We start from the raw sequence: 25,855 nt of genomic DNA, 5'->3' as shown, positions 1-25,855 counted from the left end.
TTTAATATCTGAAACGTACTTTTTTGATAAATCATATATTTTATATAAAAAGAAAATTTATCTTGATTGTTTTACGTTAAGCAGTTTAAAGTTATCAACTCCCGATTGTATGAAAAGTAGTGTGCTTAAGTTTGTGTTTGTTTTCTTTCTGTTTGGTGCTCAAACCATGGTAGCTCAGAATTTTTCCGAATCATTTTGGTTTTTTTGCAATACGAACGATGCCATTCAATTTGATAAAAACAATAATAGACAAGCTTTATTAATTGAAAACCAAGCTACTCCATTTGGAAATAATGGCGCTGCAGTCGCAGCAAATGCTGTGGACGGACAATTGCTGTTCTATACTGATGGAGCAGTTATTTATGGAAAAAATCATTTGCCTTTACCAGGGGGGAATTCTATAGGTGGCGATAATTCATTGAGACATCCCGTGGCCATTGTGCCCTCAAATAATCCAAATGATGATATTTTCCATATATATATCATTAATGCTTCAGGTGATTTACAAATTTTAAGCGTTGATATGGCTTTAGGAGAATTTGGTGAAGCCACTTCTTCCGCTCAAGGAACTGGTTTCTCAAATTTAGGTGAGTTTGTGAATGCTTATAGAATTGGAGATAATTATTTTCTTTTGTTTCAATCCGATAATAGATTGGAAATGGCACAAGTTCAAAATGACGGAAGTCTATTGAGCATTGCCGATCATGAATTTTCAATTGAATTTAACTTAACAAATGTTTCATTTAGAACCCAAGGCAATGATACTTTACAATTGGCTTTATCATCGAGTAATGTAAATGGAAGCCCTAAAAATATTGTGCTGTTGGATTTAGACTTGTCCGATATTGCAAATCCTACATTTCAAAATGAAAATATATTACCCAATACGGGCGCTGTTAATAATATAATTACCGACTTAGAATGGTCCCTTGGCGGAAGGAATTTATATTTCAGTCGTAATAATCTTAATTCGGGTGAAGGTCGCTTAATTCAATTGAATCTGGATAGTGCAAGTACTGAGAATGTTTTGAATAGAACGGTTACATCAGTAGATGCATTAAAAAATGGGCCAGACGGAAATTTATATTTTTTATATAATAATGGTGCCGAGGAATTTTTGAGTAGGATCATAGATGCTGATTCAATACCCGATTCCTTATCAATTGAATGGAATTTATTTAATGATAATACCTTTGGTCAAGCCAGGAATTTACCCAATATCGCGCCTCCAGCTTTATTGGATGGTAATGTTTCCTTTGATTGGTATGCATCAGCGCTCAATCAGACTGTATGTCAAAATAATCCGGTTTCATTCTTCGCAGATTATGGTGATTTGGATGACATTACCTCTCTTTCATGGGATTTTGGAAATGGACAAACTTCAGATGCTATAAGCCCAAATGTAATTTATGAGGATCCAGGACAGTATAATGTAGTATTGACCATAAATGCCGGTGGAAATTTCTTTATAGATTCCGCAGCGGTAACCGTCAATCAATTTGATTCTGAGGTTCAATTACAGGATACCACTGTTTGTGAACTACCTTTGGAAAATTATGGTCCTACTCTTACAGATGGCTCAGATCCCGATGAGGTGGTTTGGTTAAACCCTGATCCAGAGAAATTTACCGACAATGGAGACGGAACAGCCACTTTCCAACAATCTGGCGTTTATTCTGCTGCCGTTACAGTTGGGAACTGTACCGTTACAGCCAGTTTTGAACTTACGCTTTTTGAAGAACAAAAACAGCTTGCCAATTTTTGGTATTTTGGTGATGGAGCAGGCATAGATTTTAATAATGAAGCTGGGCCACTGGCGGTCACGGATGGAGAAATTGAAGCGGCCGAAGGTTGTACTACCGTCTCGGATGATAATGGGGACTTATTGTTTTATACCAATGGTGATGTGATTTGGGATGCTAACCATCAGGTTATGGCCAACGGAACTGGTTTAGGGGGTGACCCAAATGCTTCACAAGGTGTTATAGCGGTAGCCCATGGAGCAGACCCTTCCTTATTTTATCTATTTCTTAATGAAGACGTGAGTTCAGGGACTAATGTATTTTCTTATGCATTGGTGGATTTGAAATTAAATGAAGGATTTGGGGATGTTGTTTTAAAGGGAAGAAAAATTTATAGTAGAAGTACTGAAAAAGTAGCGGCTCAAGGTGTTGAAAATACTAATGTGTTAACACATGAAATAGGAAGTAATAGCTACAGGCTCTACCCAGTGAATGACCAAGGAATTAATGCGGCAGAATTTATTTCTCAAGGAAGTAATTATTTCTCCTCTTCCTCAGCAAATGGTTATTTGAAATATGCTGCAGGGGGAGATAAAGTTGCACAAGCCTACAACTCAGGAGGGGCTTTTATTGATTATTTGAGAAGGGACAGTTTGGATAATTGGGAAGAGGCTTTGATTGACGTGAATTTTGGAGGCACTGTTTACGGTATTGAATTTTCTCCCAGCAGTAATTTGCTCTATGCTACTATCAATAATGGACAAAACTCTTTATTGTTGCAAATCCCGGTAAATGATGATTATACAATAGAAGAAATTGAAAATCCTGATAGTGTAACTGTGGCAGACCTAAATTTTGAAGCTGGGGCAATACAAACCGGGCCAAATGGACAACTCTACATAGCAGCCAATAATAGTCCTGATGTTTATACATTAGGATCTCCTGATCAGAGATTTGATCCTGAAAATGGTGATAATTTGGCCTCTGCTTTACAGCCTTTTAATTTGGCAGGAAGAAACAGCAGATTAGGACTCCCTAATTTTGTGCAAAACTTATCAACGCCAGACCAAGAACCTTCAATTAACGTAATAGCTGGTTGTACATCTGATCCTATAATTTTACAGGGCGTAGGGAAAACCAGTTTTGATCAATTTAGCTGGACAATTACCCCTGAAGGAAGTACAAGCAGTGTTTATACATCAAATAATCAAAATGACACCTTGGATATAGATTTGGATCCAGGCGTATATGAGGCTTCCTTGAGAATAACTAATGAATGTGGCTATGATGAACTTTTGGTTGAGAATTTTGAATTATTTGCCAGTCCTGATGTAAGCAATGTAATTTCACCCAGAACATTTTGTGGCAACACCCTGACTTTAGGTGAGGATATAGTGGATGAGCCCGAGCATACCTACTTATGGAGTACAGGGGAGACCACTCAAACAATAGAGGTAACAGAAACTGGAAATTATACAGTTACCATCACTAGCGCAAATGGCTGTATTTCTACTGCTGAAATTTTTGTTGGTCCACCTTATGATGTTGATTTAGGTGGTGACAGAACAATTTGTCAGGATGAAACTCTTCGGTTAGATGCTGGGGGTAATGCAAATTCTTACCGTTGGTTTGTAGATGATATTCAGCAGTCTGCTTCCGGCCAAAACTTCAATGTTGATACTAGTGCTCCCGGCACCTATTTAATAAGAGTTGAAATTCCTGATCCTTTAGATCCGAATTGCTTTGCTGTTGATGAAATTGAGGTAGTGGTCAATGAAAATCCTGTGGTTTCAATTGATAATACTGAAGATCCTAGCTGTGGCAATAGTGATGGAGAAATTGAAATAAGTGTAAGTGGAGGTTCAAATGATTTAAATATAACATGGACTGGGCCAACAGCAGTCTCGGATAATGAAACAAATCCAACTAATCTAGAGGCTGGAACTTATAACATTACAGTTACTGATAATTTAACAAATTGTAGTACAACGGAAACTGTGGTTTTGACCAATAATGATTTTATTGTGGATGTTACTCCAATAACTGATTGTGAACCAAATAATCAATCTATTGAGGTAACGCTTTCAGCAAGTTCAGGTACGCTTAACCCCGATTATGAATGGGAGATTCTTAATCAAGAAGGAAATGTAGAGCAGAATGGGACATCAGCTGATTCAGTTTTTACAGCTAATGGTCTAAGCGGAGGGACATATAGTATAGAAGTAACCGATCAGGATGGTAATGGTTGTTTAGGTGTTGCGTCTTTTGATCTTCAATTACCAGATTCTGTTAGCTTTAATCCTGATGATAATTTATTTGGATGTGGTTCAGGATATGATTTATATGGATATTTGGAAGGATTGAATGCTAATGCCACCTTTAGCATATCTCCAAATCCAGCGGATTCGACAAATGTTTCTGCAGGCACCTATGAAGTAACTGCGAGCGAAGGTTCATTATGTCCTTCTACTGCCACAATTAATGTTGAATTGAGCCCTCAAGCCAATATTTTGGATATAGAAAACATTATAAATTGCGAAGGTGGAAGGGAACTCACGGTAATTTTAGATGGACAGGACCCTAATGATTTTACATTTAACTGGAGTAATGGAGCACAAGGACAAAGTATAGTGGTAAATCAAACGGGAACTTACACGGTAACTGTAAACCCAAGTGGAAATATATCATGTGCTGAAGAAATGTCCATTGATGTTAATGAAAATTATGAGCCCTTGGAAGCTGATTTAGTATCAGAACAGAATTGTGATGATGGTACAATTCTTTTGATAGGAAACGTAAGCGGTGCGAGTGGAAGCTATAATGTGAGTTTAACAAATTCACAAGGGGTCAACATTCCAACAATAGACAATTCCCAAAACACATTGGAATGGAATATAACGGAATCAGATACCTATACCTTCACGGCAAACGATAATGGGCCTGGGGGATGTGACCCTGTGATTATCACTCGAGAATTGACAGTTCAAGAGGTCTTTCAACCGGAAATTCAAAGCACATATTTTATTTGTCCTACAGGCTTGGAAACAGAAAGAAGCGTAAACTTAGATCCTGGATCATTTGGAACCTATAGTTGGACCCTACCCGATGGTAGTACATCTAATAGTAGAACTATAATAGCAAATGAACCAGGAGAATATAGAGTGCTGCTCACGGCCGCAGGTTGCGAGTATGATGTCACCACTACAGTTTTGGAGGATTGTCAGCCGAAAGTTTTTGCACCAAATGCTATTAGGCCTTCAAGTTCTGTTGCGCAAAATAGGGCTTTCCGAGTCTTTGCTAACGATTATGTAGGGGAGTTTCAAATAATTATTTTCAATAGATGGGGAACAATAGTATTTGAATCAAATGATAAGAATTTTGAGTGGGATGCAACAGATTTAAATGGTGCGGAAGTCCCACAAGGATTATACGCATATATTATCAATTTCAGAAGTATTGAAGGAGATGGTAGAACTTATGAACAAAGGGGTGGAGTAAATGTAGTCAGGTAATTAAAGCCTGACTACTCGATTTTTTCGATAAAGGATGCTGGCATATTCGCTATTTTCCTTTTTTCATAATCAAAAAATATAATGCCTGTTTTACCTATGGCTGCTAATTTGCCATCAGCTTTTGTGAATCTATAAATAAAATCACAGCCATATTTATTAAAATCCATAAGCCCTACTTCAATTGATATATCCTCATGGGCAAAAATTTCTGCTTTATAGCTTATGGCTGCATCAGTTTGAATATTACCCAAACCATCAATATCTAATTCACTCTCATATCCCAAAGATTTTAGAAATTGTACTCTGGCATCATGCATGAAAGCAAAAATCCTGTCATTCCCAACATGGCCTCCGTAATTTAAATCAGTTATTCTAGTGGTTATTTTTGCTGTGAATAAATATTTGTGTGGTTCCTCAATTTTAACTCTGCTCATTTTTCTTTTTGTTCTTTCTCATTTCGCTTATTAATTGTTTACTACGTGAGGAATTAAAAATAACCAATAATTTAGAAATTCCCCTTTCAATTGGCGTGATGGACAAAGCCAATACTACATTAATCACAAAAGTATAAACAGGTGATTCTTCTACATATCCTTCTAAATTATTTTCAAGTATTGTAGCTAAAAATTCTAAGAAAAGAATTAAAGTAAGAAATGTAAAAGTCTTGGTAAGATATGAACTTTGATTGGTGGTATTTAATCTAATGGATATTAAAATTAATATACTAAAAAATACAATTTCCAAGACGTAAAACCACCATGTTTGCCAATAAGGGGGCAATACTTCAAAATCAAAATCAAAATCGCTTATTTCATTATTAAGTATTGTTCTGGCTTTAATTTCTAGCTTATAATCTCCAGTAGGGATATATGGAAATTCAATTTTCCTGTTTTTTGACCAAGAAGACCATTCGTCCATCAAGCCCTTAACAAAATATTGGTATTCCACATCTTCATTAAATAAGTATTCCGGGGTACTTAGAATAACTTTTAAATTGTTTTCATTATGATTTAATTCAACAAAATCATCTGAGTCTGCCCATTTATTTTCAATCATAACCCCGTCTATAAAAGTCTTTGGAAACGGATATTCTTTAATTGAACTTGATTTCCAACGGATAATCCTTTTGTTACTGGTGAAAAAAATAGTGGATTCACTTATTTTATTAATGTTTTTAAGCGGTGGAATAATATGCATCCATTTTTTCAACTGATCAGGTAATTTTTTATTTAATATGTCCCAATCATCTTGATCGCTTAAAACCCATATATTATTTTCTTGATCTTTTAAGAAATATTTCAGCGGTCTTGTAAATAAAGAATCAATTTTTAATTCATTTGAATTGAGTTCTAAAATACCATCTGATCTTAATAATTTAATTTTATCCTCTTGCTGATAAATTAGCATTTCTTCGGAGAAGTTATTCGTGATTTGTACTTGTTTTGCATCAGTTAATTTATCGTATTCTATTTTAAAAATCTCTAAAATGTTATTTCCTACTGCAAATAATTGGTTCTTTTTTATAATGATATCATGGAAGCTGTTCTCAGAATGTTTGGTGAGTTTGAAATCATTTGATGATAAATCAATACTAAATAAACCTAGTCCATTCGACATCCATAATCTACTTTCACCTTTTTCATAAAAGAGTTTCTTGACCATTTTAAGGTTTGAAATTTTTTCGGATATTTCGGACTTGATCAAAAATATTCCAGTATTACTTCTGGCGATCAATCCATAATCCGTATTCAACAAGGACTCAACATGCTCCTCGACTTTCTTTATTTTTTGATATTCAAATTTTATTGATTTTAATCTACTAACATCTATTGTTTTGACTATTGATCGATATTTAGGTTTAACAGAGGTTTGCTTTTTATTTCCCGACTTTTGTTTGCTTCTATTGGCATTTTGAATGGAGTCTTTCAACTGTTGTTCTTTTTCATCCAGCTTTTCTCTTAATGCTTTAAATCTGATGCCTTTATCTCGATATATTGATCTGTATCTTTTCAGTTCTTCATTTATAAATTCTTCTTCCTTTGAATTATTACCAAAACTGAAGATTTCTTCCAGAAATCCATTTGATTCATCTTCTTCAACAGTGGGTTCGTTTGGTGTTGATATCCTTACTTTCTTAATAAGTTTTTTTTGAAGGGTTTCAAAATTTTTCACTTCCTTTAAATAAAATAGACCTTCTGTTGTACCCACCCATAGAGTATCTTTCCTTAATAAGGTGATTTCAGGTAATCCTCCTAATCCTGGATAGAATTGAAAGTCTGAATAGGGGATGTCCAATGAGGCTCTAGTCAAACCATAGGGGTGGGCTAACCATAAACCGTTTTGCAAATCCATGGTAATGGCGTTTACCTCATTAGTAGGTAATCCATTATAATTTTGAATAGTAGAAATGATTTCTCCGGAATTTTCATTTACCAAAACCACCCCTCCGCTCAATGTAGAAATAATAAGTTTATCCTTAAACATTTTCCCGGCAAGTGGATAGTTTTCCTTAAGATATTCATTCAATTGTGGCGAGTAAGGATCAAAATCCTTTCCATCAAAAGAATAAAAGTCACCATTATCATATGCGAAATATAAATTTTTATTTCCTTTAACAGAGAACAAAAAATCTGTGTTTTCCGGTGCGTATAAGTTTAAGTCAACCCAGGTATCATCTATATTTTCAAGGAGATAATTATCTTCAAAGGCATATAGCTTATTTTCAAATACGAATATGTCTTTATAACCCAATTGAGATTTATTAACATTTATTTTATTGAAGTCTTTATCAAATGATATGATTTCTTCATTTACAAGTAAATAATATTTCCCATTATGAGATATTAAATCATTTACAGCGGATATTATGGAAATTGAATAGAGTTGATTGAATTTTGATTGATGGAAGTAATCTTCTTGCATTACATATATCCCATCTTTAGCCAATAAAAATGTATTATCTTGAATCTCTAAAAATTTCAATGGACTACTGTTGATTTCGATTTTCAACCAAGAATTACCATCATACTGCAAAATTCCTTTTTTGTAGGCTACTAATAATCTACCATGTTCATCTATTTTAAGATCATTGAATTGAAAGTCTTGAGGAGGTATTGGGATGTCAAAATGATTAAGTGGAATATCCCCATTTTGAGCCATCAATAATAGGCTATTTAAAAAAAATAATATCAGGAGATTTAGTTTTTTCATTAATCGTTTTGGTTTTCAATATCAAATGTAAAGTTATTGATTTTTATCAGAATTACTTTTCATGATTTATATCAGGACATTCTCACTTTTGTTTTGAAGGGTATGATTGATATTTGTGCCAATATGTCTTAGAATGATTAAATTATAACTTAAAATAAGTCATAAAGTCATAATTTAGAATATGGTAAATAAATTGCTTCAGTATGATTGTAATTAAAATCAAAACTTACAAAAATGAACTTAAACGAATATACCATAAAATCCCAAGAGGCTATTCAAAAGGCGGCCGAAATTGCATTGGGAAACGGTCAACAAGCTATTGAAACAGGTCATTTGTTGAAAGCTATTCAGCAGACAGATGAAAATGTACTTTCTTTTGTAAATAAAAAACTCAATATCAATAAGGCTCAACTTGATGCTAAATTGGATGATTTAGTGAATGGGTATCCAAAAGTTAGTGGTGCACAACCATACTTATCTAATGATGCCCATAAAGCATTGACAGAGGCCAAAAAATTCTTAAAGGATTTTAAGGATGATTATGTGGCAATTGAGCATTTAATATTAGGGATTCTAAAAACAGGGGATAAGACATCCGCCTTATTAAAAGACGCAGGTTATGCCGAAAAGGATTTAATAAAAGCCATCAAAGAGTTAAGAGGAGGAGATTCCGTGAAAGATCAAAATGCGGAATCAAAATACCGTTCTTTAGAGCGTTATTCTATTAATTTGAATGAACAGGCAAAGGCAGGGAAAATAGACCCTGTTATTGGTCGGGACGAAGAAATCCGTAGAGTATTACAGATCCTTTCAAGAAGAACTAAAAACAATCCTATTTTATTGGGGGAGCCAGGTGTTGGTAAAACTGCCATCGTAGAAGGAATGGCCCAAAGGATTGTGGACGGGGATGTCCCTGAAAACCTAAAGGAAAAAATCTTGATATCCTTGGATATGGGGCTTTTGGTAGCAGGGGCAAAATATAAAGGAGAATTTGAGGAAAGACTAAAAGCGGTTATAAAAGAGGTAACGGAGTCCGATGGACAGATTATCTTATTTATTGATGAGATTCATACACTTATTGGAGCAGGTGGTGGTGAAGGCGCAATGGATGCGGCCAATTTATTAAAACCTGCATTAGCTCGAGGTGAATTACATGCGATTGGTGCCACTACCCTAAAAGAATATCAAAAATATGTTGAGAAAGATAAAGCTTTGGAAAGAAGATTTCAGGCAGTGAATGTTGACGAACCTTCTCAAGAAGATGCTATTTCTATCTTACGTGGTATTAAAGATAAATACGAAGTTCACCACGGGGTAAGGATAAAAGATGATGCCGTGATTGCAGCGGTGGAACTGTCCAGTAGATATATTTCTGATAGATTTTTGCCAGATAAAGCCATTGATTTAATGGATGAGGCGGCTTCTAAGATGAGGATAGAAATTGATTCCTTACCTGAGGAATTGGATGAGCTCAATAGAAAGATCATGCAATTAGAGATAGAACGAGAGGCCATGCGTAGAGAGAAAAACAAGGATAAAGAAGCTATGGTCAATAAAGATTTAGCTGATCTTGAAGAAAAAAGAAAAGATCTGCGCGCTAAATGGGAAAGTGAAAAAGAAGTAATTCAAGGTATTCAAAAGCAAAAGGAACACATCGATAAGCTTAAATTGGAAGCTGAACAGGCGGAACGTTCAGGAGATTTTGGTAAAGTGGCTGAAATAAGATATGGAAAATTGACCGAAGCGGAAGCAAAATTGAACGAATTCCAGTCTAAAATGCTGGAAATGCAAAATTCCAGCCACACGCTGTTGAAAGAGGAAGTTGGCTCAGAAGAAATAGCGGAAGTTGTAGCCAGATGGACAGGAATTCCAGTCACCAAAATGTTGCAAAGTGATAGGAAAAAGTTATTGCATTTAGAAGAAGAATTGGGCAAGAGAGTAGCAGGACAAAGGGAAGCGATTACTGCTTTGTCTGATGCGGTAAGACGTAGCAGAGCTGGTTTACAAGACCCTCGAAAACCAATCGGGTCGTTCATTTTTATGGGGTCCACAGGGGTTGGTAAAACAGAATTAGCCAAAGCATTGGCTGAATACCTATTCAATGATGATAATGCTATGGTGAGAATTGATATGTCCGAATATCAGGAAAGACATGCTGTCAGCAGATTAGTTGGAGCGCCTCCGGGTTATGTAGGCTATGATGAAGGTGGACAACTTACCGAGGCCGTGAGGAGAAAACCTTATTCAGTAATTTTATTAGATGAGATTGAAAAGGCTCATCCAGATACCTTCAATATTTTGTTACAAGTTTTGGATGACGGAAGGTTGACTGATAATAAAGGTAGGTTAGCCAATTTTAAAAATACTATCATAATCATGACAACTAATATTGGTTCAAGCTTGATCCAAGAAAGATTGAGTCCTGACAATTATAGTGGGGATGAATGGAAGAAAGAACAGGTTTTGACTGAAACTAAAAATGAGGTTTTTGAATTATTGAAAAAATCTGTTAAACCTGAGTTCTTAAACAGGATAGATGAAACCATCATGTTTGAACCATTGAATGAGCAGATTTTGAGGCAGATTGTCAATATCCAATGGAAAGAAGTTCAGAAAAGGCTTAAAGAAAATGGAATTCAAATAGATGCCACGCAAGATGTGCTCGATTATCTAGGGGAAATAGGATATGATCCGCAGTTTGGAGCAAGGCCACTCAAGAGAGTGATGCAAAGAACCATTTTAAATGAGCTTTCAAAACAGATATTAAGTGGTGAAATAAGTAATGATAGCACTGTTTTGATAGAGATGGAAAATGGCGAAGTTGTTTTTAGAAATGTGGAAGATGTTGAGATAGAATAATTTTTAAGTAGATAAATTAGACCGTGGTAAAGAAATTTACTACGGTTTTTTTATGCTTAAAAATTAAATTTTAACCATAATATGATGATTTTATTAGAATTTTCTTTCACGAATAATGGGATCGGTTATACCCAAAAATTAATTTCGAATTCTTGGGAAGAAAACGCCATTTTGAGTTCTTTAAAAGTATGATGCTCTATTTAATAGCTCAATTACATGTTAAATTCAAAATAAGGAATTACCGACTATCAAAATAATTAAAATCAATTAGCATATTTAATTAGCTATTACTTGATTTGTGAAAACATCAACATGCGAAGCTTTTTTATATTATTTTTTACTTTTTTATGTAATATTTCATTTGTTGTAGCTTTTCAAAGCCAAAAAGTCAGGGTAACTGGAACCATCACTGAAAAGAGAAGCAAGGAAGCCATTGTAGGAGCATCAGTTTCTTGGAATGATGGACGGGAAGGTGTTGTAGCAGATGTAAATGGTAAGTATTCATTTAATATTGAACCAGGTTTCTACACCTTGACCATATCAGCTGTAGGTAAGAAAACCATAAAGAGAGATTTAAAGATTAATAAAAATCTAAATCTAAATTTTCAATTAGAACCAGATGTTCAGCAATTATCCGAGGTAACAGTTAGGTCGAGGGGTGATGTCTCTACCTTAAAATCTGCCTCGATGGGTATTGAGAGGTTATCAATCAAAGCCATAAAACAAATCCCACCTATGATGGGAGAAGTCGATGTTATTAAAAGTGTTATTACATTACCTGGTATCAGTTCAATTGGTGAAGGTTCTGGAGGGATTAATGTTAGGGGAGGCTCCGTAGGACAGAATTTGGTGCTATTGGATGGAGCGCCCATATTTTTCACTTCACATTTATTTGGATTTTTCTCGGTTTTCAATCAGGATGTGGTAGAAAATGTAACCCTGTATAAAGGTAGTATTCCCGCAAGATATGGAGGTAGAATTTCTTCAGTATTATCTGTTGATACACAAGATCCTATTATAGACTCCGTCAAAGTAAGTGGCGGGGCAGGAATCATTTCGAGTAGATTAACAGTTCAGACACCTATCATTCGTGATAAATTAGGTTTTATGTTGTCTGGAAGAACAACATATTCAGATTGGATAATTAATGCAGTCAATAATCCTCAAATCGAAAATAGTTCAGCTTCATTTTATGATTTAAATTCAAAATTAAGTTGGAAGATATCAGATAAAAGCAGGCTTAGCTATTCTATATACCATGGGGCTGATGAGTTTGCCTTCTCTCCAGATACCACCTATCGTTATGGTAATTTATCATCAACCTTAAAATATCAACATGAAATAAATGAAATTTTTAATTTAACTAGCTTAGCAACCTATTCTAACAATTTTTCACAAGTCAACGGAAATTTCAGTAATCAAAAATTTATTTTAGATATCGGTAGTGAGAACCGTGCTGCCAAAATTTATTTAGGAGCTGATTTGCCAAAACATTATATCGAATGGGGTGCTGAATTCAATGAATATCAATTGAATCCTGGTGATTTAAAGCCAAACGGAACAGAGTCAATTATTACAGCCAAAAAACTTGAGTTAGATAGGGGAAGAGAATGGGGGTTTTTTGTTGAAGATAATTTCAATTATGGAGATTTTAAATTCATAATAGGTGCTAGATATAGTTTGTTCAATAAAATTGGGGAATATACATCCTACACTTATGGAAATAATAATACTAAGTCACCTCAAAATGTAGTGGAAACAAGGCAGTATGAAAAGAATGAAATTATCAACACTTATGGGGGGATTGAACCCAGATTTTCTGTTAATTATGAGTTATCCGAAACCCAATCTTTAAAATTTGGCTATCAGCGAACAAGGCAGTATATGCATTTGATTGCAAATAATGCAGCGGTAGTTCCAACCGATATTTATAAATTGAGTAATCCAAATATCAAACCACAAATAGGGGATCAAGTATCCTTGGGTTACTTTCAAAATTTTGAAAATGGCTTGTTTGAAACTTCAACAGAAATATATTATAAAAGCACTCAAAATTCTATTGACTACAAAGAAGGGGCTAATCTATTGTTAAATGAATTTGTAGAAACTCAATTAGTTAATGGAAATGGATATTCATATGGAGCTGAATTTTCTATCAATAAAACTAAAGGAGATTTTTCTGGTAGATTGAGTTATACTTTCTCTCGTTCCCTATTTCAAGCTACAGGTAGATTTGAAGAAGAAAAAATAAACGATGGAGAGATTTATCCTGCTTACTTTGATAAACCACACGATCTAACCACAATTTTTACTTATAAAATGGATAAGGAATGGAGTGTAAGTGCTAATTTCACCTATAGTACGGGCAGACCTGTAAGTATTCCGATCAGTAAATATGATATTGGCAAAGTTTCTGTAGCTGAATTTTCTAAGCGCAATCAATACAGGATACCAGATTACCATAGACTTGATTTGTCATTAAACTGGGATCCTGACAATACTGGACAGAAAATTGATAGTAGTTGGACTATAGGATTATATAATGTTTATGGTCGAAAAAATCCTTTTTCTGTATTCTTTAGAGATCAAAATGGAGCTCCACCACAGGGTTATCAATTAGCTATTTTAGGTATTCCATTTCCTTCATTAACTTATAACTTTAATTTTTAAGATGCTGAAAAAATTAATCATAGTTGCACTCATATTTACCTTCTTTTCAGCTTGCATTGATCCATTAGAAGTTGAAATTAAGAATGATGGTACAAGTTTGGTTGTATATGCTGAAGTAACAGATCAGGTGGAGAAATATACTGTGGAACTAAGCAGAACTTCAAACTACGAATCAGGTCAGCCTGAAAAAGAAACTAATGCCGTGGTACAGATTATCGATTCAAATGGCAAGGAATATCTATTTGTGGAAGAAAAACCAGGTGTTTACAGATCTTGTCCTGCAGAATTTGTGGGTGTAATTAATGAATCTTACAAATTAAGAATCAGTACGCAAGATGAAAAGGTATATGAATCGGCTTTTGAAAAAATAATACCAACTGGTGAAGTAGAATCGGTTTATTTTAATAAAGAAGAAGTTTTTGAACTTGTTGACGGGCGATCTAGACCAATCACTGGATTAAAATTTTATTGTGATTTTAAAGATACTCCCGATCAGGATTTTTTGAAAATTGATTGGGAAGGCACTTTTCAATTTAAGTCGGCACCTCAGGATAGTTTACATGAATATTGCTGGATTACGGAATCATCTAAATTAGATATTAACCTTTATGAGGATTCCTTCACCAATAATACCCTTAAAGAAAGATTTGAAATTACCTTTCTAGAAAAAGGATTCAGGTTTGTTGATGACTATAGTTTTCAAGTGCAATTAAAATCCATGAATCTTGGTGCATATAATTTCTGGAGACTAATTGAACAACAAGTCAACAATGATGGATCAATCTTTTCGGCTTTACCGGCTCAAATTAATAGTAACATAAAATGTATTTCAGATCCGGGTGAAAATGTTTTAGGATATTTTATGACCTCTGCTGTTTCAAGTCAAAGAGTAAGAGTTTCTCCTTATGATATAGGTTCACCCAGTAGCGTGATTTCAGGTTGCAGACCTTTTAGACCAAGTGATCCAATACAAGATTATTGTTACGATTGTTCGTTATATCCGAATAGTGTTGCAGAGGAACCTTCCTATTGGTAATCTTTGATGAATTGTTATTCCAAATTGGCTTTAATTTTCTGAGCCATTTTTTCTAGGGCTTCCTGAGACGGATTCAATTTTCCTTTGCTGAAATTGATATCATCCATTGAATTCAGTGGAACTAAATGTATATGTACGTGAGGCACTTCTAAACCTATTACAGCTACTCCAATCCTAATACAATCAACAGATTTTTCAATTGCTTTGGCTACTCTTTTGGCAAATAATTGTAATCCTGAATATACATCATCTTCCAGATTAAAGATATAATCGGTTTCTTGTTTTGGGACTACTAAAACATGGCCTTCAACCAGTGGGTTAATGTCTAGAAAAGCAATGTAATCATCATTTTCAGCCACTATGTGCCCTGGTATTTCCCTATTGATGATTTTTGTAAAAATGCTTGCCATAAAATCAAAAATTAAATGAGCCGAATAAATTACTCGGCTCAGAATAAATTTATAAACTAATATCTAAAATTTCAAATTCCATTTTACCTGCAGGAGCGTCAACTTCCGCAATATCACCTACTTTTTTGCCCATGATCCCGAGCCCAATTGGTGATTTTATCGAAATTTTACCTTCCTTCAAATTTGCCTCCTCTTCTGAAACCATAGTGTAAGTCACTTCCATTCCATTTTTCTTGTTTTTGATTTTTGCCTTGGTCAGTAACCCGACTTTGGAAGTGTCCACGTCAGATTCTTTAATCACCCTAGCATTGGCCACAACGGTTTCCAGTTTATTTATTTTCATTTCAAGTAAACCTTGAGCCTCTTTTGCAGCATCATATTCTGCGTTCTCGCTTAAGTCTCCTTTATCTCTTGCTTCAGCAATATCGGCTGACGCTTTCGGTCTTTCCACGGTTTTTAAATGATGGAGCTCTTCCTTCATTTTTCTTAAACCCTCTTCTGTGTAGTATGATACTTTACTCATCGCTATTAAAAATTGAAATTTCTATAAAATAAAAAACGGCACAGTTTTGCATGAGCCGTCTATCTTGTTTCTAAATGTTAAAACAAAGATAATGTAATTTAATATTGAAAACAAGATTGAGGACTAACGTTCTATTTACCTAAAAGTTCAGGATACTTTTCTTGTATTTCACTTTTGATATCATCATCAAGTTCAGCCAAATAGAGTGTTTTTACATTTTTTAGTTGATCTGCAGTGATACCTTCAGCTCCTTTAAGGTTGGCTTTGTAAAGACTTGCTTCATCAAATAAAGCACCAGTAAGATGGCAGTTACTTAAGTCAGCTTCCATTAAATAAGCATTAGTAAAATCAGATTTAATAAGGAATGCATTCTTGAAATTAGCTTTAATTAAAAAAGTATCTTTAAAGTTAGCCCCACTGGCAAAGGCACCTTCAAAATTGGCTTGGTTCATTTTAGCATTTTCAAAATTTGTTTGATTTGCTCTAGTTCCCGTAAAATTGCATTCTATGGCATTAGCATGGCTAAAATTCGAAGAATTTAAATTTGAACCTGTTAGATCAACATGGCTCATATTGGTTTTTGTCAAATGGCAATTCACCAAGTTAATTTCGGTGATTTTATGTCTGTTTAATCTTTTGATATTACCTACAGTTCTGAATGCAGCTTCTTCTGATTCCCATTGACGAAAATCATCAATTTCATCTTTGTACATTTTAATTCTCAGCTGTTTTTCACCATTTTCTCTTAGCCAATAAATAAGAATACCAATCACAGCAATATCGAAAAGCATCCCATGTGCTTCTGCAAGAACTTCTTTGAAGAAATCACGAAAATTATCTAAATAGTAGGGCAAACTTAGTCCTAAAACCAAAATAGTAAGAAATACAAGAACTATAACGGAAGTTAGAAGAGGTTTCTTTGTTATTTCCTTAACTCTTTCTTCTATAATTTCTTTTAATTCTTTTTTCCCCATTATGTTGAATTCTTAAATTGAAATCAGTTTCTAATTTATATTTATTTTATGATTTTTTTATATTCTAACTTATAAATTATCAATATTTCTAACCAATGTTTTAATTTTTTGGTAGAGAACTTTATTGATTTTTTCATAAGATTCAAAAGACCAACCTGCTATATGAGGAGTGAGAATTACTTGTTTTAGTTTTGTAAGTTCTTGAAAAACAAATAGTTCTTCAGGGTTTAAGGATTTTATTTTTTCGTTTTCCAATACGTCTAGGGCAGCACCTTTTATTTTATCTTCAGTTAAAAGCTTTAATAAATCTTTCAATATCAAAACTTCTCCTCTTGAGGTATTAATGATGTAATCTAGTTTTTTAAATTTTGAAAGGAAATCATTATTAATTAACCCCTTGTTTTGAGCATTCATAGGGATATGTAAACTCAAAATTTGAGTCTGCTCTTTCAATATATCTAAGCTGACTTCCTCTACATATTCATTGGAAAAACCAGTCTTTTGCGCATCATATGCTATGATTTTACAATCAAAACTACTTAATCTTTTAGCAAAAGCCGCTCCCATATTCCCAAATCCTAATAAGCCTATCGTTTTGCCCATCAATTCAATTCCCCTGTTCCCTTCTCTATCCCATTTCCCATTTCTTATTTCTAGATCAGCGGTATTGATTTTATTGAAAAGCGTAAGCAACATTCCCATTGCATGTTCGGCCAAAGCATCTCTATTGCCTTCAGGAGCATTAATAAGCTGGATGTTTCTTCTTTCCAGTTCTTCTACTTCCACATTATCCACTCCTGCACCTGCTCTTGCAACAAATTTTAGATGAGTCGCATGTTTTAATAAGGCTTCGTCAATAGGGGTTTTACTTCTTACTATCAGTCCCTCATAATTTTTGATGATTGAAATAATTTCATGTCGTTTTATTTTGGGCATATAGTCCACCTCTAAGTTGAGTTCGCTCAATAAAGGCACTATGCTCTCATGCATTTCATCTATGATAAGTACTTTCATTTTTTTAGATAAGGAAATGAGCTACAGTAAAATAAACAAGTAAGCCAAGTAAATCATTAGCGGTAGTGATAAATGGTCCGGCTGCCAAAGCAGGATTAATACCTAATTTATCTAGCACCAATGGCGTTACGGTTCCCATAAAAGAAGCCAATAAAACCACAGTGAATAAGGCAATAGAAACTACTATTGCCAGTTTTATTTCTTGTCCTAAAATAAGGTTCATACCCATCACTATTCCTGCAATTACAATTCCGTTCAAAATGGCAACTGCCAATACTTTAGCAATTCTCTTTAGAAAAGAATCATCAAAAACTGATTTGCTTGCTAAACTTTGTAATACAATAGAAGATGATTGAATACCCACATTTCCACCTGTTGCGGTAATCAACGGAATGAAAAATGCCATGGCCGGAACGATTAAAATATCTTCCTCAAATACACCTATAAATTGGGCACCCAGAAGACCTCCAAACATGCCTATTATGAGCCAAGGCAAACGGGCTCTGGTCAACATCCAAACACTATCATCTTCCTCAACATCCTCAGATATACCCGCCATCATTTGTCTTTCTTCCTCTGCCAGTTCGGTAATTACATCCACAATATCATCAATGGTGATGCGCCCCATTAATTTCCCCTGAACATTTACCACAGGTACAGCATCCAAATCATATTTTCTCATAACTTCCGCTACATCCACCTCATCCATATAGGTCTCCACAGAAATCACATCATCATCGTATAAATCCTTTACTTTAAGATGAGCATCCGCCAAAATTAATCTTTTCAATGAGACCCTTCCTAATAATACATTTTGGTTATCTACCACATAAACTGAGTAGATTTTTTCAACATTTTCTGCTTGCCTCCTTATTTCCTCAATACACTGATTAATTGACCAATTGACATTGGCTTTGATGAGCTCTTTTGCCATCAAACCTCCTGCTACATCTTCTTCGTAGCGTAAAAGGTCTAATATATTTTTAGCTTTTTCCTTATTTTCCAAGGAAGCAATAACTTCTTCTCGGTCTTTTAGAGGAAGTTCATTAATTATATCCACCGCATCATCTGAATCCAATTCATTCAGCATGGCGGCTATCTCGACAGAATCAAATCCTTTCAGATATTTGGAACGGTCATCTTCATCCAAGTCATTGATGACTTCGGCACTGACTTCATTCTCTAAAACATCTAAAATATATCGAGATTCCTCCGTATCGAACTCTAATAATATAGTGGAGATATCGGCAGGATTGATGCCTTCTAAGGAGTTTTTGATGAAATTCTTATCCCGCTCATTAATAGCAAGCTGCAATTTCTCCAAATATTCTTTTGAAAGTTCAAATTGGTCGATATGCTCTTTTTCCTCAAGATTCTCCATTGGCAATATGGTTAGTCAATTCTACAAAATCATTAACGGTCAGTTGCTCGGCTCGTTTATCCAACAAATCTAATGACTTTATTTCAGTTGATAAGTCGAAAGTTTTTAAAGCATTGCGCAAAGTTTTCCTTCGGTTATTAAAGCCTTGCTTTACCACTCTGAAAAACAACTTCTCATCACAGGCTAAAGTTTTGGTTTCATTCCTGCGAAGCCTTAATACTGCCGAAGTAACCTTGGGTGGTGGGTTAAAAACGTTGGGCGGAACAGAGAATAAATATTCAACCTCATAAAACGCCTGCAGTAATACACTTAATATTCCATAAGTTTTATTCCCTTCCTTTGAAGCTATTCTTTCTGCTACTTCCTTTTGAATCATCCCTACTACTTCAGGGATTTGGTTTCTATATTCCAAAACCTTGAAGAATATTTGAGAGGAAATATTGTACGGAAAGTTTCCGATGATGCCAAATGGCTCTTGATAATATCGGCCTAGGTCAATCCTTAAAAAATCTTCTTTTATAATTTTATCTTTCTGTGCTGGATATTTATTTTGTAAATAATCAATTGACTCTTGGTCAACATCCATGAAAAGTAAGTCATAATCAGCTTTTTCAATTAAAAAATCACTTAGCACGCCAGTGCCAGGCCCAATTTCCAATAGTTTATGATATTTTTTGTGCCCGCTTAGGCTATCCACTATTTTTTTGGCAATATTGGTATCCTTTAAAAAATGCTGACCTAAATGTTTTTTTGCTCTAACTCCCTTCATTTTTCAAAGCAGATAAAAAAAAACTAAATTGCACAGAATTTAATCATAATTATTTTACAATTCAGCTTCAAGCTCGTATTTAAGATATGGAAGAAATCAATAAACCAACTATAGCCATTACAATTGGAGACGTAAACAGCATTTCCCCTGAGGTGATTATCAAAGCTTTGGAGGATAACAGAATCATTAAAATGATGACGCCTGTGGTTTACGGTTCTGGAAAAATACTTTCCTATTATAGAAAAGCCTTAAATATTCGGGATTTCAATTACTTTCAGTTGAAAAAACTAGAGGAATTAAGCGATAAAAAGCTTAATGTTTTGAATTTATGGGAAGAAACGGTGAATATCACTATGGGGCAGTCTTCCGAAGAAGCCGGGAAATATGCCTTTATAAGCATCAAAAAGGCAGTTGAAGATGCTATGGAAGGCAGAGTAGATGCAGTAGTTACAGCTCCCGTCAATAAAAATAATATTCAATCAGAAGATTTTAAATTTGCCGGCCATACAGAATATCTTGCACAAGTGGCAGGAGTAAAGGATAGCCTGATGCTTTTGGTAGATGGCGATTTGAGAGTAGGAGTCGTGACAGGTCATATTCCTATAAATCAAGTAGGTGAAAAAGTTACAGCTGAAAAAATTGACAGTAAGCTGGATATTTTAGAGAAGTCTTTGAAGAAGGATTTCGGTATTAAAAAACCGAGAATAGCAGTTTTGGGCTTAAATCCTCATGCTGGTGATGGCGGAGTAATTGGAAATGAAGAAGAGGATTTTATTAGACCATTAATTGAGAAGAGAAAAGAAAAAGGCAAATTAGTTTTTGGTCCTTTTCCTGCAGATGGATTTTTTGGTAACCATCAATATAAAAATTTTGATGCTGTTTTAGCGATGTATCATGACCAGGGATTAATTCCTTTTAAAACGTTGGCATTTTCTAATGGCGTTAATTTTACAGCAGGACTTCCTTTTGTAAGAACCTCCCCAGACCATGGAACAGCTTATGATTTAACAGGAAAAGGTTTGGCAGATGAAACTTCTATGCGACAAGCCTTGTTCTTGGCAATCGATATTATAAAGAATAGAAGAGAATATTCTTAAAGCTGTTTAGTAATATCAAATAATATTTTTATCTTTGCGCTCTTAATTTAGAATTTAGATGGGATGGAAAAGTTGAAGGATTTCGACATTCAGGTTTATAAGCTTGGAATCAAGCAACATGAATATGAATTCACAGTTAATTCAGACTTTTTCAGCAATTTTGAAGGTGAATTGGTGAAAAGTGGGGAGGTAAAAATACAACTTCTACTAGATAAGAGAGAAAATATCATAGAGTTGAATTTCGATTTCTCTGGTTTCGTTGACTTAATTAGCGATAGAAGCTTAGAACCATTTCAATATCCCATAGATATCGACAAAAAGTTGTTGTATAAATATGGTGAGGAGGAGCAAGAATTGGAAGAAGATGTAATGGTGATCACAAAAAACACGCAAGTGATTAATGTGGGGCATTTCATTTATGAGACTATTGCTTTGCAAATACCTCTAAAGAAATTGCATCCTGATGAAATTGAGGAAGATGAAGAGCATAATGAATATGTTTACATAGATGATGCTGAGGAGGATATAGAGGAAGAGGAAGAGAAAATTGACCCAAGGTGGGAAGCATTAAAAAATTTGAATAAAAAGAAATAAGAATTAAAATTAGAATAAAATGGCGCATCCTAAGAGAAAAATATCTAAAACTAGAAGAGATAAAAGAAGGACTCACAAAAAAGGAACGGCAAAATTATTGGCGATTTGTCCTACTACAGGCGAGGCGCATTTGCCACACAGAGCTTTCTGGCATGAAGGTAAACTTTACTACAAAGGAAATGTAGTAATGGAAAAAGAAGTATTGGCTTAATAAAGTCAATTTATAAACTTAAAGCTTTGCTTAGCGGCAAAGCTTTTTTTATTGACTATATTTTTTGAGGAATATTTATTTTTGGCATTCTATCATGTTTAAATTTAATTATTCTAAAATAGGTGTTGCTTGATTGTTCTGAGGTCTATGCATTTCTTTAAAAATTGTCGGGCTTCAAACCAATATTATATATATTAGCGACTCAATAGCCATAGAAACTACAATCAAAACATGACTAAAATAACTGCAGCTATTACCGGGGTTCATGGGTGGGTGCCTGATTATGTGTTAACCAACAAAGAGTTGGAAACCATGGTGGAAACTAATGATGAGTGGATCACTTCCCGCACCGGAATAAAAGAAAGAAGAATCCTTAAAGGTGAAAATCAAGGCACTTCTGTTATTGGAACTCAAGCTGTTAAAGGCTTATTAGAAAAAACAGGCAATAAAGCCGAAGATATAGATCTTTTAATTTGTGCCACTACTACTCCTGATATGCTTTTTCCTGCAACGGCTAATGTAATTAGCAATAATGTTGGAGCCGTAAACGCATTTAGTTACGATTTACAAGCAGCTTGTTCAGGTTTCATTTTTGCTTTATCGACCGCATCCCAATTTATAGAAACTGGAAAATACAAAAAAGTTGTGGTTGTCGGAGCCGATAAAATGTCTTCAATTATCGATTATGAAGATAGACAAACTTGCATCATTTTCGGAGACGGTGGAGGAGCAGTTCTACTTGAACCTGATACTGATGGCTATGGCATTAAAGATTCTATTCTGCACACTGATGGTTCAGGTGAACAATTCTTGCACATGAAAGCAGGAGGTAGCAGAAAACCAGCTTCCCCGGAAACTTTAATTGCAAAAGAGCATTATGTTTACCAGGAAGGTAGTCAAGTCTTTAAATTTGCCGTTACCAATATGGCAGAAGTTGCGGCCGATATCATGGCCAAAAATAACTTGACATCTGATGATGTGGCCTGGTTGGTACCTCATCAAGCTAATAAAAGAATTATTGATGCTACTGCAAACCGAATGGGAGTAAGTTCCGATAAGGTCATGTTAAATATCCATAAATTTGGGAATACTACAAGCGGAACTATTCCATTATGTTTATGGGAATACGAAAAACAGATGAAAAAAGGCGATAACATAATATTAGCTGCTTTTGGTGGAGGATTTACTTGGGGCTCCGTTTACATCAAGTGGGCTTACGATTCTTAAATTATTTCATTAAATTAAACTTTAATATATGGCAGATACTTCTGATTTTAAAAATGGTCTTTGCATAGAATATAACCATGATTTGTTCACAATCGTTGAATTTCAACATGTGAAGCCAGGTAAAGGCCCTGCTTTTGTAAGAACTAAGTTAAAAAGCCTTACAACAGGTAAGGTTTTGGACAATACTTTTACTGCAGGCCATAAGGTCACTACTGCAAGGATAGAAAGACGTCCACATCAATTTTTGTACAAAGATGACATTGGCATGCATTTCATGGATACAGAAACTTTTGAACAGATTTCGATTCCAGAGGAAGTCATAGACAATGCTGATTTATATAAGGAAGGCCAAGAGGTGGATATTTTGATTCATGCAGAAACAGAAAAACCTTTAAGTTGCGAACTTCCTCCTTTTGTGGAAATGAAAGTGACTTATACCGAGCCCGGAATTAAAGGCGATACGGCTACAAACGCTACAAAGCCTGCAACAGTGGAAACGGGAGCGGAAATTAAAGTGCCATTATTCATCGATCAAGATGAATTGATAAAGGTGGATACAAGAACCCGTTCTTATGCGGAAAGGGTGAAAAAGTAAATAATTGTAATTAATAAGAATTTTTGATTTTTAACTAAACCAAAAGCTATGAAAGCGAAAGAGATTCAAGACCTAATTGATTTTATTTCTAAATCCGGATTGGATGAAGTAAATATAGAAACTGAGGAATTTAAAATTAAAGTAAAAAAGAATACTGAAGCTAAAGTGGTTCAGGCCGCAGCACCAGCACCTCAGCCTGCTGCAGCACCAGCACCGGCTCCTGCGCCATCTGCTGCACCAGCTCCTAGTTCTGGTGGTGGCGACAGTGCACCTGCTTCTGATGATGATAAATATGTGGCCATCAAATCCCCTATGATTGGTACTTTCTACAGAACTCCTAGCCCAGATAATCCTGCTTTCGTAAATGTAGGGGATTCAGTTAAGGTTGGAGATACCGTTTGTATAGTGGAGGCAATGAAATTATTCAATGAAATTGAATCTGATGTTTCAGGTAAAATTGTGAAAATATTAGTGGACAACGCCACACCAGTTGAATACGATCAGCCATTATTCTTGGTAGATCCTTCTTAATCAATCAATTTGATAAGAAGTTGTTCTTAATTTTTCATATGATTAATTTTATTAAATCCTTGTGATTATAAAGTTTAGTCATTGCTCTTTTCGAGCTTGTAATAAGTCGGTCAATGACCGTTTCATTAAAATATAGAAACCGTGTTTAAAAAGATATTAATTGCCAATAGAGGTGAAATAGCTTTGCGTATTATAAGAACTTGCAAAGAAATGGGTATCAATACTGTGGCAGTTTATTCAACTGCTGATAAAGACAGTTTGCATGTGCGTTTTGCTGATGAAGCAGTTTGCATTGGGCCAGCTGCCAGTAAAGATTCTTATTTGAATATCCCTAATATTATCTCAGCTGCAGAAATCACTAATGCAGATGCTATACATCCTGGTTATGGATTTTTATCCGAGAATGCCGAATTTTCAAAAGTATGTGGTGAATATGGCATCAAATTCATTGGTGCTGATCCCGAAATGATCAGCAAAATGGGCGATAAGGCTACTGCCAAAGCTACTATGAAAGCGGCAGGGGTTCCTACCATTCCTGGTTCCGAGGGCATTTTGGAATCTATTGAGGAAGGGATGAAAATTGCCAAGGATATGGGTTATCCTGTTATTCTGAAAGCCACAGCCGGTGGTGGTGGAAAAGGGATGCGTATTGTGAATGATGAGACAGGATTTAAGAAAGCTTGGGATGATGCTAAACAAGAGGCAGGCGCATCTTTTGGAAATGAAGGGCTTTATTTAGAAAAATTTGTAGAAGAACCACGCCACGTTGAAATTCAGATTGTAGGTGATAAAAATGGTAAGGCATGCCACCTTTCAGAAAGGGACTGTTCTATTCAAAGAAGACATCAGAAGCTGATAGAGGAAACGCCATGTCCTGTTATGACTGATGAATTGCGTGATGCAATGGGGAAAGCTGCTATTGCAGGTGCTGAAGCAGTAGGTTATGAAGGAGCCGGAACGATTGAATTCCTTTTGGATAAGCATAATAATTTCTATTTCATGGAAATGAATACGCGTATTCAAGTGGAGCACCCTATTACTGAGGAAGTTACTGATTTTGATTTAATAAAAGAACAAATTAAAGTTGCGGCCGGAATAACAATATCTGGTCAAAATTACTTCCCTCATCTTTGTGCAATGGAGTGTCGAATTAATGCAGAAGATCCTGCCAATGGTTTCAGGCCTAGCCCTGGAAAAATTACTAATCTTCATTTGCCTGGAGGCCATGGAGTTAGAGTTGATAGTCATGTATATGCAGGCTATACGATTCCTCCTTTCTATGATTCCATGATTGCAAAATTGATAGTCTCTGGTCAAACAAGGGAGGAAGTGATGGTCAGAATGAAAAGAGCCTTAAGTGAATTTGTAATAGAAGGTGTGAAAACAACCATTCCATTTCACATTGAAATGATGGATAATGAGATTTTCAAATCAGGTAATTTTACCACCAAGTTTTTGGATGATTACGATTTTACCAAGCTGAAAAGTACTAAGTAAAAA

Annotated in this window: 19 protein-coding genes; 11 read left to right on the top strand and 8 right to left on the bottom strand. The window is 35.0% G+C overall.

The genetic code is table 11. The features are described 5' to 3' along the window. Positions 1 to 109: 109 nt before the first annotated feature. On the top strand, positions 110 to 5,254 hold the full coding sequence (locus tag ACFE0M_RS07335; protein WP_434545102.1) for a PKD domain-containing protein: 5,145 nt from the start codon (positions 110 to 112) through the stop codon (positions 5,252 to 5,254). A gap of 11 nt (positions 5,255 to 5,265) precedes the next feature. Here the strand turns inward: ACFE0M_RS07335 and ACFE0M_RS07330 are convergent, their stop codons facing one another. Together ACFE0M_RS07330 and ACFE0M_RS07325 are read right to left on the bottom strand one after the other, a co-directional pair. After that, positions 5,266 to 5,688: a thioesterase family protein gene (locus tag ACFE0M_RS07330; protein WP_434545101.1), complete on the bottom strand. Its 423-nt coding sequence runs from the start codon at positions 5,686 to 5,688 to the stop codon at positions 5,266 to 5,268. Next, positions 5,675 to 8,464, bottom strand: a complete 2,790-nt coding sequence (locus ACFE0M_RS07325) for a triple tyrosine motif-containing protein (protein ID WP_434545100.1) — start codon at positions 8,462 to 8,464, stop codon at positions 5,675 to 5,677. The genes ACFE0M_RS07330 and ACFE0M_RS07325 overlap by 14 nt, the downstream gene beginning before the upstream one ends. Before the next feature lie 234 nt (positions 8,465 to 8,698). On the opposite strand from ACFE0M_RS07325, the gene clpB reads away from it, so the two are divergent. The 3 genes from clpB to ACFE0M_RS07310 all read left to right on the top strand — a co-directional run bounded on the left by clpB (position 8,699) and on the right by ACFE0M_RS07310 (position 15,029). After that, the gene (gene clpB, locus ACFE0M_RS07320) at positions 8,699 to 11,323 is read left to right on the top strand and encodes an ATP-dependent chaperone ClpB (RefSeq protein WP_434545099.1); all 2,625 of its coding nucleotides are present in this window, start codon (positions 8,699 to 8,701) and stop codon (positions 11,321 to 11,323) included. 312 nt (positions 11,324 to 11,635) lie between these two features. Beyond that, entirely contained in the window at positions 11,636 to 13,993 is a 2,358-nt protein-coding gene (locus tag ACFE0M_RS07315; RefSeq protein WP_434545098.1) for a TonB-dependent receptor, read from the top strand. 1 nt (position 13,994) lies between these two features. Continuing rightward, positions 13,995 to 15,029, top strand: coding sequence for a DUF4249 domain-containing protein (locus ACFE0M_RS07310; RefSeq protein WP_434545097.1), 1,035 nt, complete (start codon positions 13,995 to 13,997; stop codon positions 15,027 to 15,029). A 14-nt stretch (positions 15,030 to 15,043) separates the two neighbouring features. On the opposite strand, the gene ACFE0M_RS07305 is transcribed toward ACFE0M_RS07310, so the two are convergent. The 6 genes from ACFE0M_RS07305 to rsmA form a co-directional block, all read right to left on the bottom strand. Continuing rightward, complete coding sequence (locus ACFE0M_RS07305) at positions 15,044 to 15,439, bottom strand: HIT family protein (protein WP_434545096.1); 396 nt, start codon at positions 15,437 to 15,439, stop codon at positions 15,044 to 15,046. A 49-nt stretch (positions 15,440 to 15,488) separates the two neighbouring features. Next, on the bottom strand, positions 15,489 to 15,962 hold the full coding sequence (gene greA / locus ACFE0M_RS07300; protein WP_434545095.1) for a transcription elongation factor GreA: 474 nt from the start codon (positions 15,960 to 15,962) through the stop codon (positions 15,489 to 15,491). A gap of 131 nt (positions 15,963 to 16,093) precedes the next feature. After that, entirely contained in the window at positions 16,094 to 16,936 is an 843-nt protein-coding gene (locus tag ACFE0M_RS07295; RefSeq protein ID WP_434545094.1) for a pentapeptide repeat-containing protein, read from the bottom strand. Positions 16,937 to 17,005: 69 nt separating this feature from the next. Beyond that, positions 17,006 to 17,950 (bottom strand): NAD(P)-dependent oxidoreductase, encoded by a 945-nt coding sequence (locus tag ACFE0M_RS07290; protein ID WP_434545093.1) that lies wholly within the window; start codon positions 17,948 to 17,950, stop codon positions 17,006 to 17,008. A gap of 4 nt (positions 17,951 to 17,954) precedes the next feature. Continuing rightward, positions 17,955 to 19,331: a magnesium transporter gene (mgtE, locus tag ACFE0M_RS07285; RefSeq protein ID WP_434545092.1), complete on the bottom strand. Its 1,377-nt coding sequence runs from the start codon at positions 19,329 to 19,331 to the stop codon at positions 17,955 to 17,957. After that, positions 19,318 to 20,100 carry a 16S rRNA (adenine(1518)-N(6)/adenine(1519)-N(6))-dimethyltransferase RsmA gene (gene rsmA, locus ACFE0M_RS07280; protein ID WP_434545091.1) on the bottom strand — a complete coding sequence of 261 codons (783 nt, stop codon included), beginning with the start codon at positions 20,098 to 20,100 and terminating at the stop codon, positions 19,318 to 19,320. Before rsmA ends, mgtE begins: the two co-directional genes overlap by 14 nt. 86 nt (positions 20,101 to 20,186) lie before the next feature. On the opposite strand from rsmA, the gene pdxA reads away from it, so the two are divergent. From pdxA to accC, 7 genes are all read left to right on the top strand, one after another. Further along, positions 20,187 to 21,197 (top strand): 4-hydroxythreonine-4-phosphate dehydrogenase PdxA, encoded by a 1,011-nt coding sequence (gene pdxA / locus ACFE0M_RS07275; RefSeq protein WP_434545090.1) that lies wholly within the window; start codon positions 20,187 to 20,189, stop codon positions 21,195 to 21,197. Positions 21,198 to 21,260: 63 nt separating this feature from the next. Further along, complete coding sequence (locus tag ACFE0M_RS07270) at positions 21,261 to 21,791, top strand: YceD family protein (RefSeq protein ID WP_434545089.1); 531 nt, start codon at positions 21,261 to 21,263, stop codon at positions 21,789 to 21,791. A 19-nt stretch (positions 21,792 to 21,810) separates the two neighbouring features. Beyond that, positions 21,811 to 22,002, top strand: a complete 192-nt coding sequence (gene rpmF, locus ACFE0M_RS07265; protein ID WP_434545088.1) for a 50S ribosomal protein L32 — start codon at positions 21,811 to 21,813, stop codon at positions 22,000 to 22,002. Between the two features lie 231 nt (positions 22,003 to 22,233). Further along, positions 22,234 to 23,229, top strand: a complete 996-nt coding sequence (locus tag ACFE0M_RS07260) for a beta-ketoacyl-ACP synthase III (RefSeq protein WP_434545087.1) — start codon at positions 22,234 to 22,236, stop codon at positions 23,227 to 23,229. A 28-nt stretch (positions 23,230 to 23,257) separates the two neighbouring features. After that, the gene (gene efp, locus ACFE0M_RS07255) at positions 23,258 to 23,824 is read left to right on the top strand and encodes an elongation factor P (RefSeq protein WP_434545086.1); all 567 of its coding nucleotides are present in this window, start codon (positions 23,258 to 23,260) and stop codon (positions 23,822 to 23,824) included. Between the two features lie 48 nt (positions 23,825 to 23,872). Then, the gene (accB, locus tag ACFE0M_RS07250) at positions 23,873 to 24,355 is read left to right on the top strand and encodes an acetyl-CoA carboxylase biotin carboxyl carrier protein (protein ID WP_434545085.1); all 483 of its coding nucleotides are present in this window, start codon (positions 23,873 to 23,875) and stop codon (positions 24,353 to 24,355) included. A 141-nt stretch (positions 24,356 to 24,496) separates the two neighbouring features. Beyond that, the gene (gene accC, locus ACFE0M_RS07245) at positions 24,497 to 25,852 is read left to right on the top strand and encodes an acetyl-CoA carboxylase biotin carboxylase subunit (protein WP_434545084.1); all 1,356 of its coding nucleotides are present in this window, start codon (positions 24,497 to 24,499) and stop codon (positions 25,850 to 25,852) included. Positions 25,853 to 25,855 lie beyond the last annotated feature (3 nt).

This window comes from Marivirga sp. (assembly GCF_051117495.1).
In the GTDB taxonomy this organism is placed as follows: Bacteria; Bacteroidota; Bacteroidia; order Cytophagales; family Cyclobacteriaceae; genus Marivirga.
The sequence above is the reverse complement of the archived record's forward strand: the minus strand, read 5'-3'. Positions and strand labels throughout refer to the sequence as shown.

Excerpts from the sequence above, each read along its gene's own strand:
- mgtE (WP_434545092.1), bottom strand. The coding sequence starts at position 19,331 with ATGGAGAATCTTGAGGAAAAAGAGCATATCGACCAATTTGAACTTTCA.
- clpB (WP_434545099.1), top strand. The coding sequence starts at position 8,699 with ATGAACTTAAACGAATATACCATAAAATCCCAAGAGGCTATTCAAAAG.
- pdxA (WP_434545090.1), top strand. The coding sequence starts at position 20,187 with ATGGAAGAAATCAATAAACCAACTATAGCCATTACAATTGGAGACGTA.
- rpmF (WP_434545088.1), top strand. The coding sequence starts at position 21,811 with ATGGCGCATCCTAAGAGAAAAATATCTAAAACTAGAAGAGATAAAAGA.
- ACFE0M_RS07325 (WP_434545100.1), bottom strand. The coding sequence starts at position 8,464 with ATGAAAAAACTAAATCTCCTGATATTATTTTTTTTAAATAGCCTATTA.
- greA (WP_434545095.1), bottom strand. The coding sequence starts at position 15,962 with ATGAGTAAAGTATCATACTACACAGAAGAGGGTTTAAGAAAAATGAAG.
- accB (WP_434545085.1), top strand. The coding sequence starts at position 23,873 with ATGAAAGCGAAAGAGATTCAAGACCTAATTGATTTTATTTCTAAATCC.
- ACFE0M_RS07290 (WP_434545093.1), bottom strand. The coding sequence starts at position 17,950 with ATGAAAGTACTTATCATAGATGAAATGCATGAGAGCATAGTGCCTTTA.
- ACFE0M_RS07305 (WP_434545096.1), bottom strand. The coding sequence starts at position 15,439 with ATGGCAAGCATTTTTACAAAAATCATCAATAGGGAAATACCAGGGCAC.
- ACFE0M_RS07260 (WP_434545087.1), top strand. The coding sequence starts at position 22,234 with ATGACTAAAATAACTGCAGCTATTACCGGGGTTCATGGGTGGGTGCCT.
- efp (WP_434545086.1), top strand. The coding sequence starts at position 23,258 with ATGGCAGATACTTCTGATTTTAAAAATGGTCTTTGCATAGAATATAAC.
- ACFE0M_RS07335 (WP_434545102.1), top strand. The coding sequence starts at position 110 with ATGAAAAGTAGTGTGCTTAAGTTTGTGTTTGTTTTCTTTCTGTTTGGT.
- ACFE0M_RS07330 (WP_434545101.1), bottom strand. The coding sequence starts at position 5,688 with ATGAGCAGAGTTAAAATTGAGGAACCACACAAATATTTATTCACAGCA.
- ACFE0M_RS07270 (WP_434545089.1), top strand. The coding sequence starts at position 21,261 with ATGGAAAAGTTGAAGGATTTCGACATTCAGGTTTATAAGCTTGGAATC.
- ACFE0M_RS07295 (WP_434545094.1), bottom strand. The coding sequence starts at position 16,936 with ATGGGGAAAAAAGAATTAAAAGAAATTATAGAAGAAAGAGTTAAGGAA.
- ACFE0M_RS07315 (WP_434545098.1), top strand. The coding sequence starts at position 11,636 with ATGCGAAGCTTTTTTATATTATTTTTTACTTTTTTATGTAATATTTCA.
- ACFE0M_RS07310 (WP_434545097.1), top strand. The coding sequence starts at position 13,995 with ATGCTGAAAAAATTAATCATAGTTGCACTCATATTTACCTTCTTTTCA.
- rsmA (WP_434545091.1), bottom strand. The coding sequence starts at position 20,100 with ATGAAGGGAGTTAGAGCAAAAAAACATTTAGGTCAGCATTTTTTAAAG.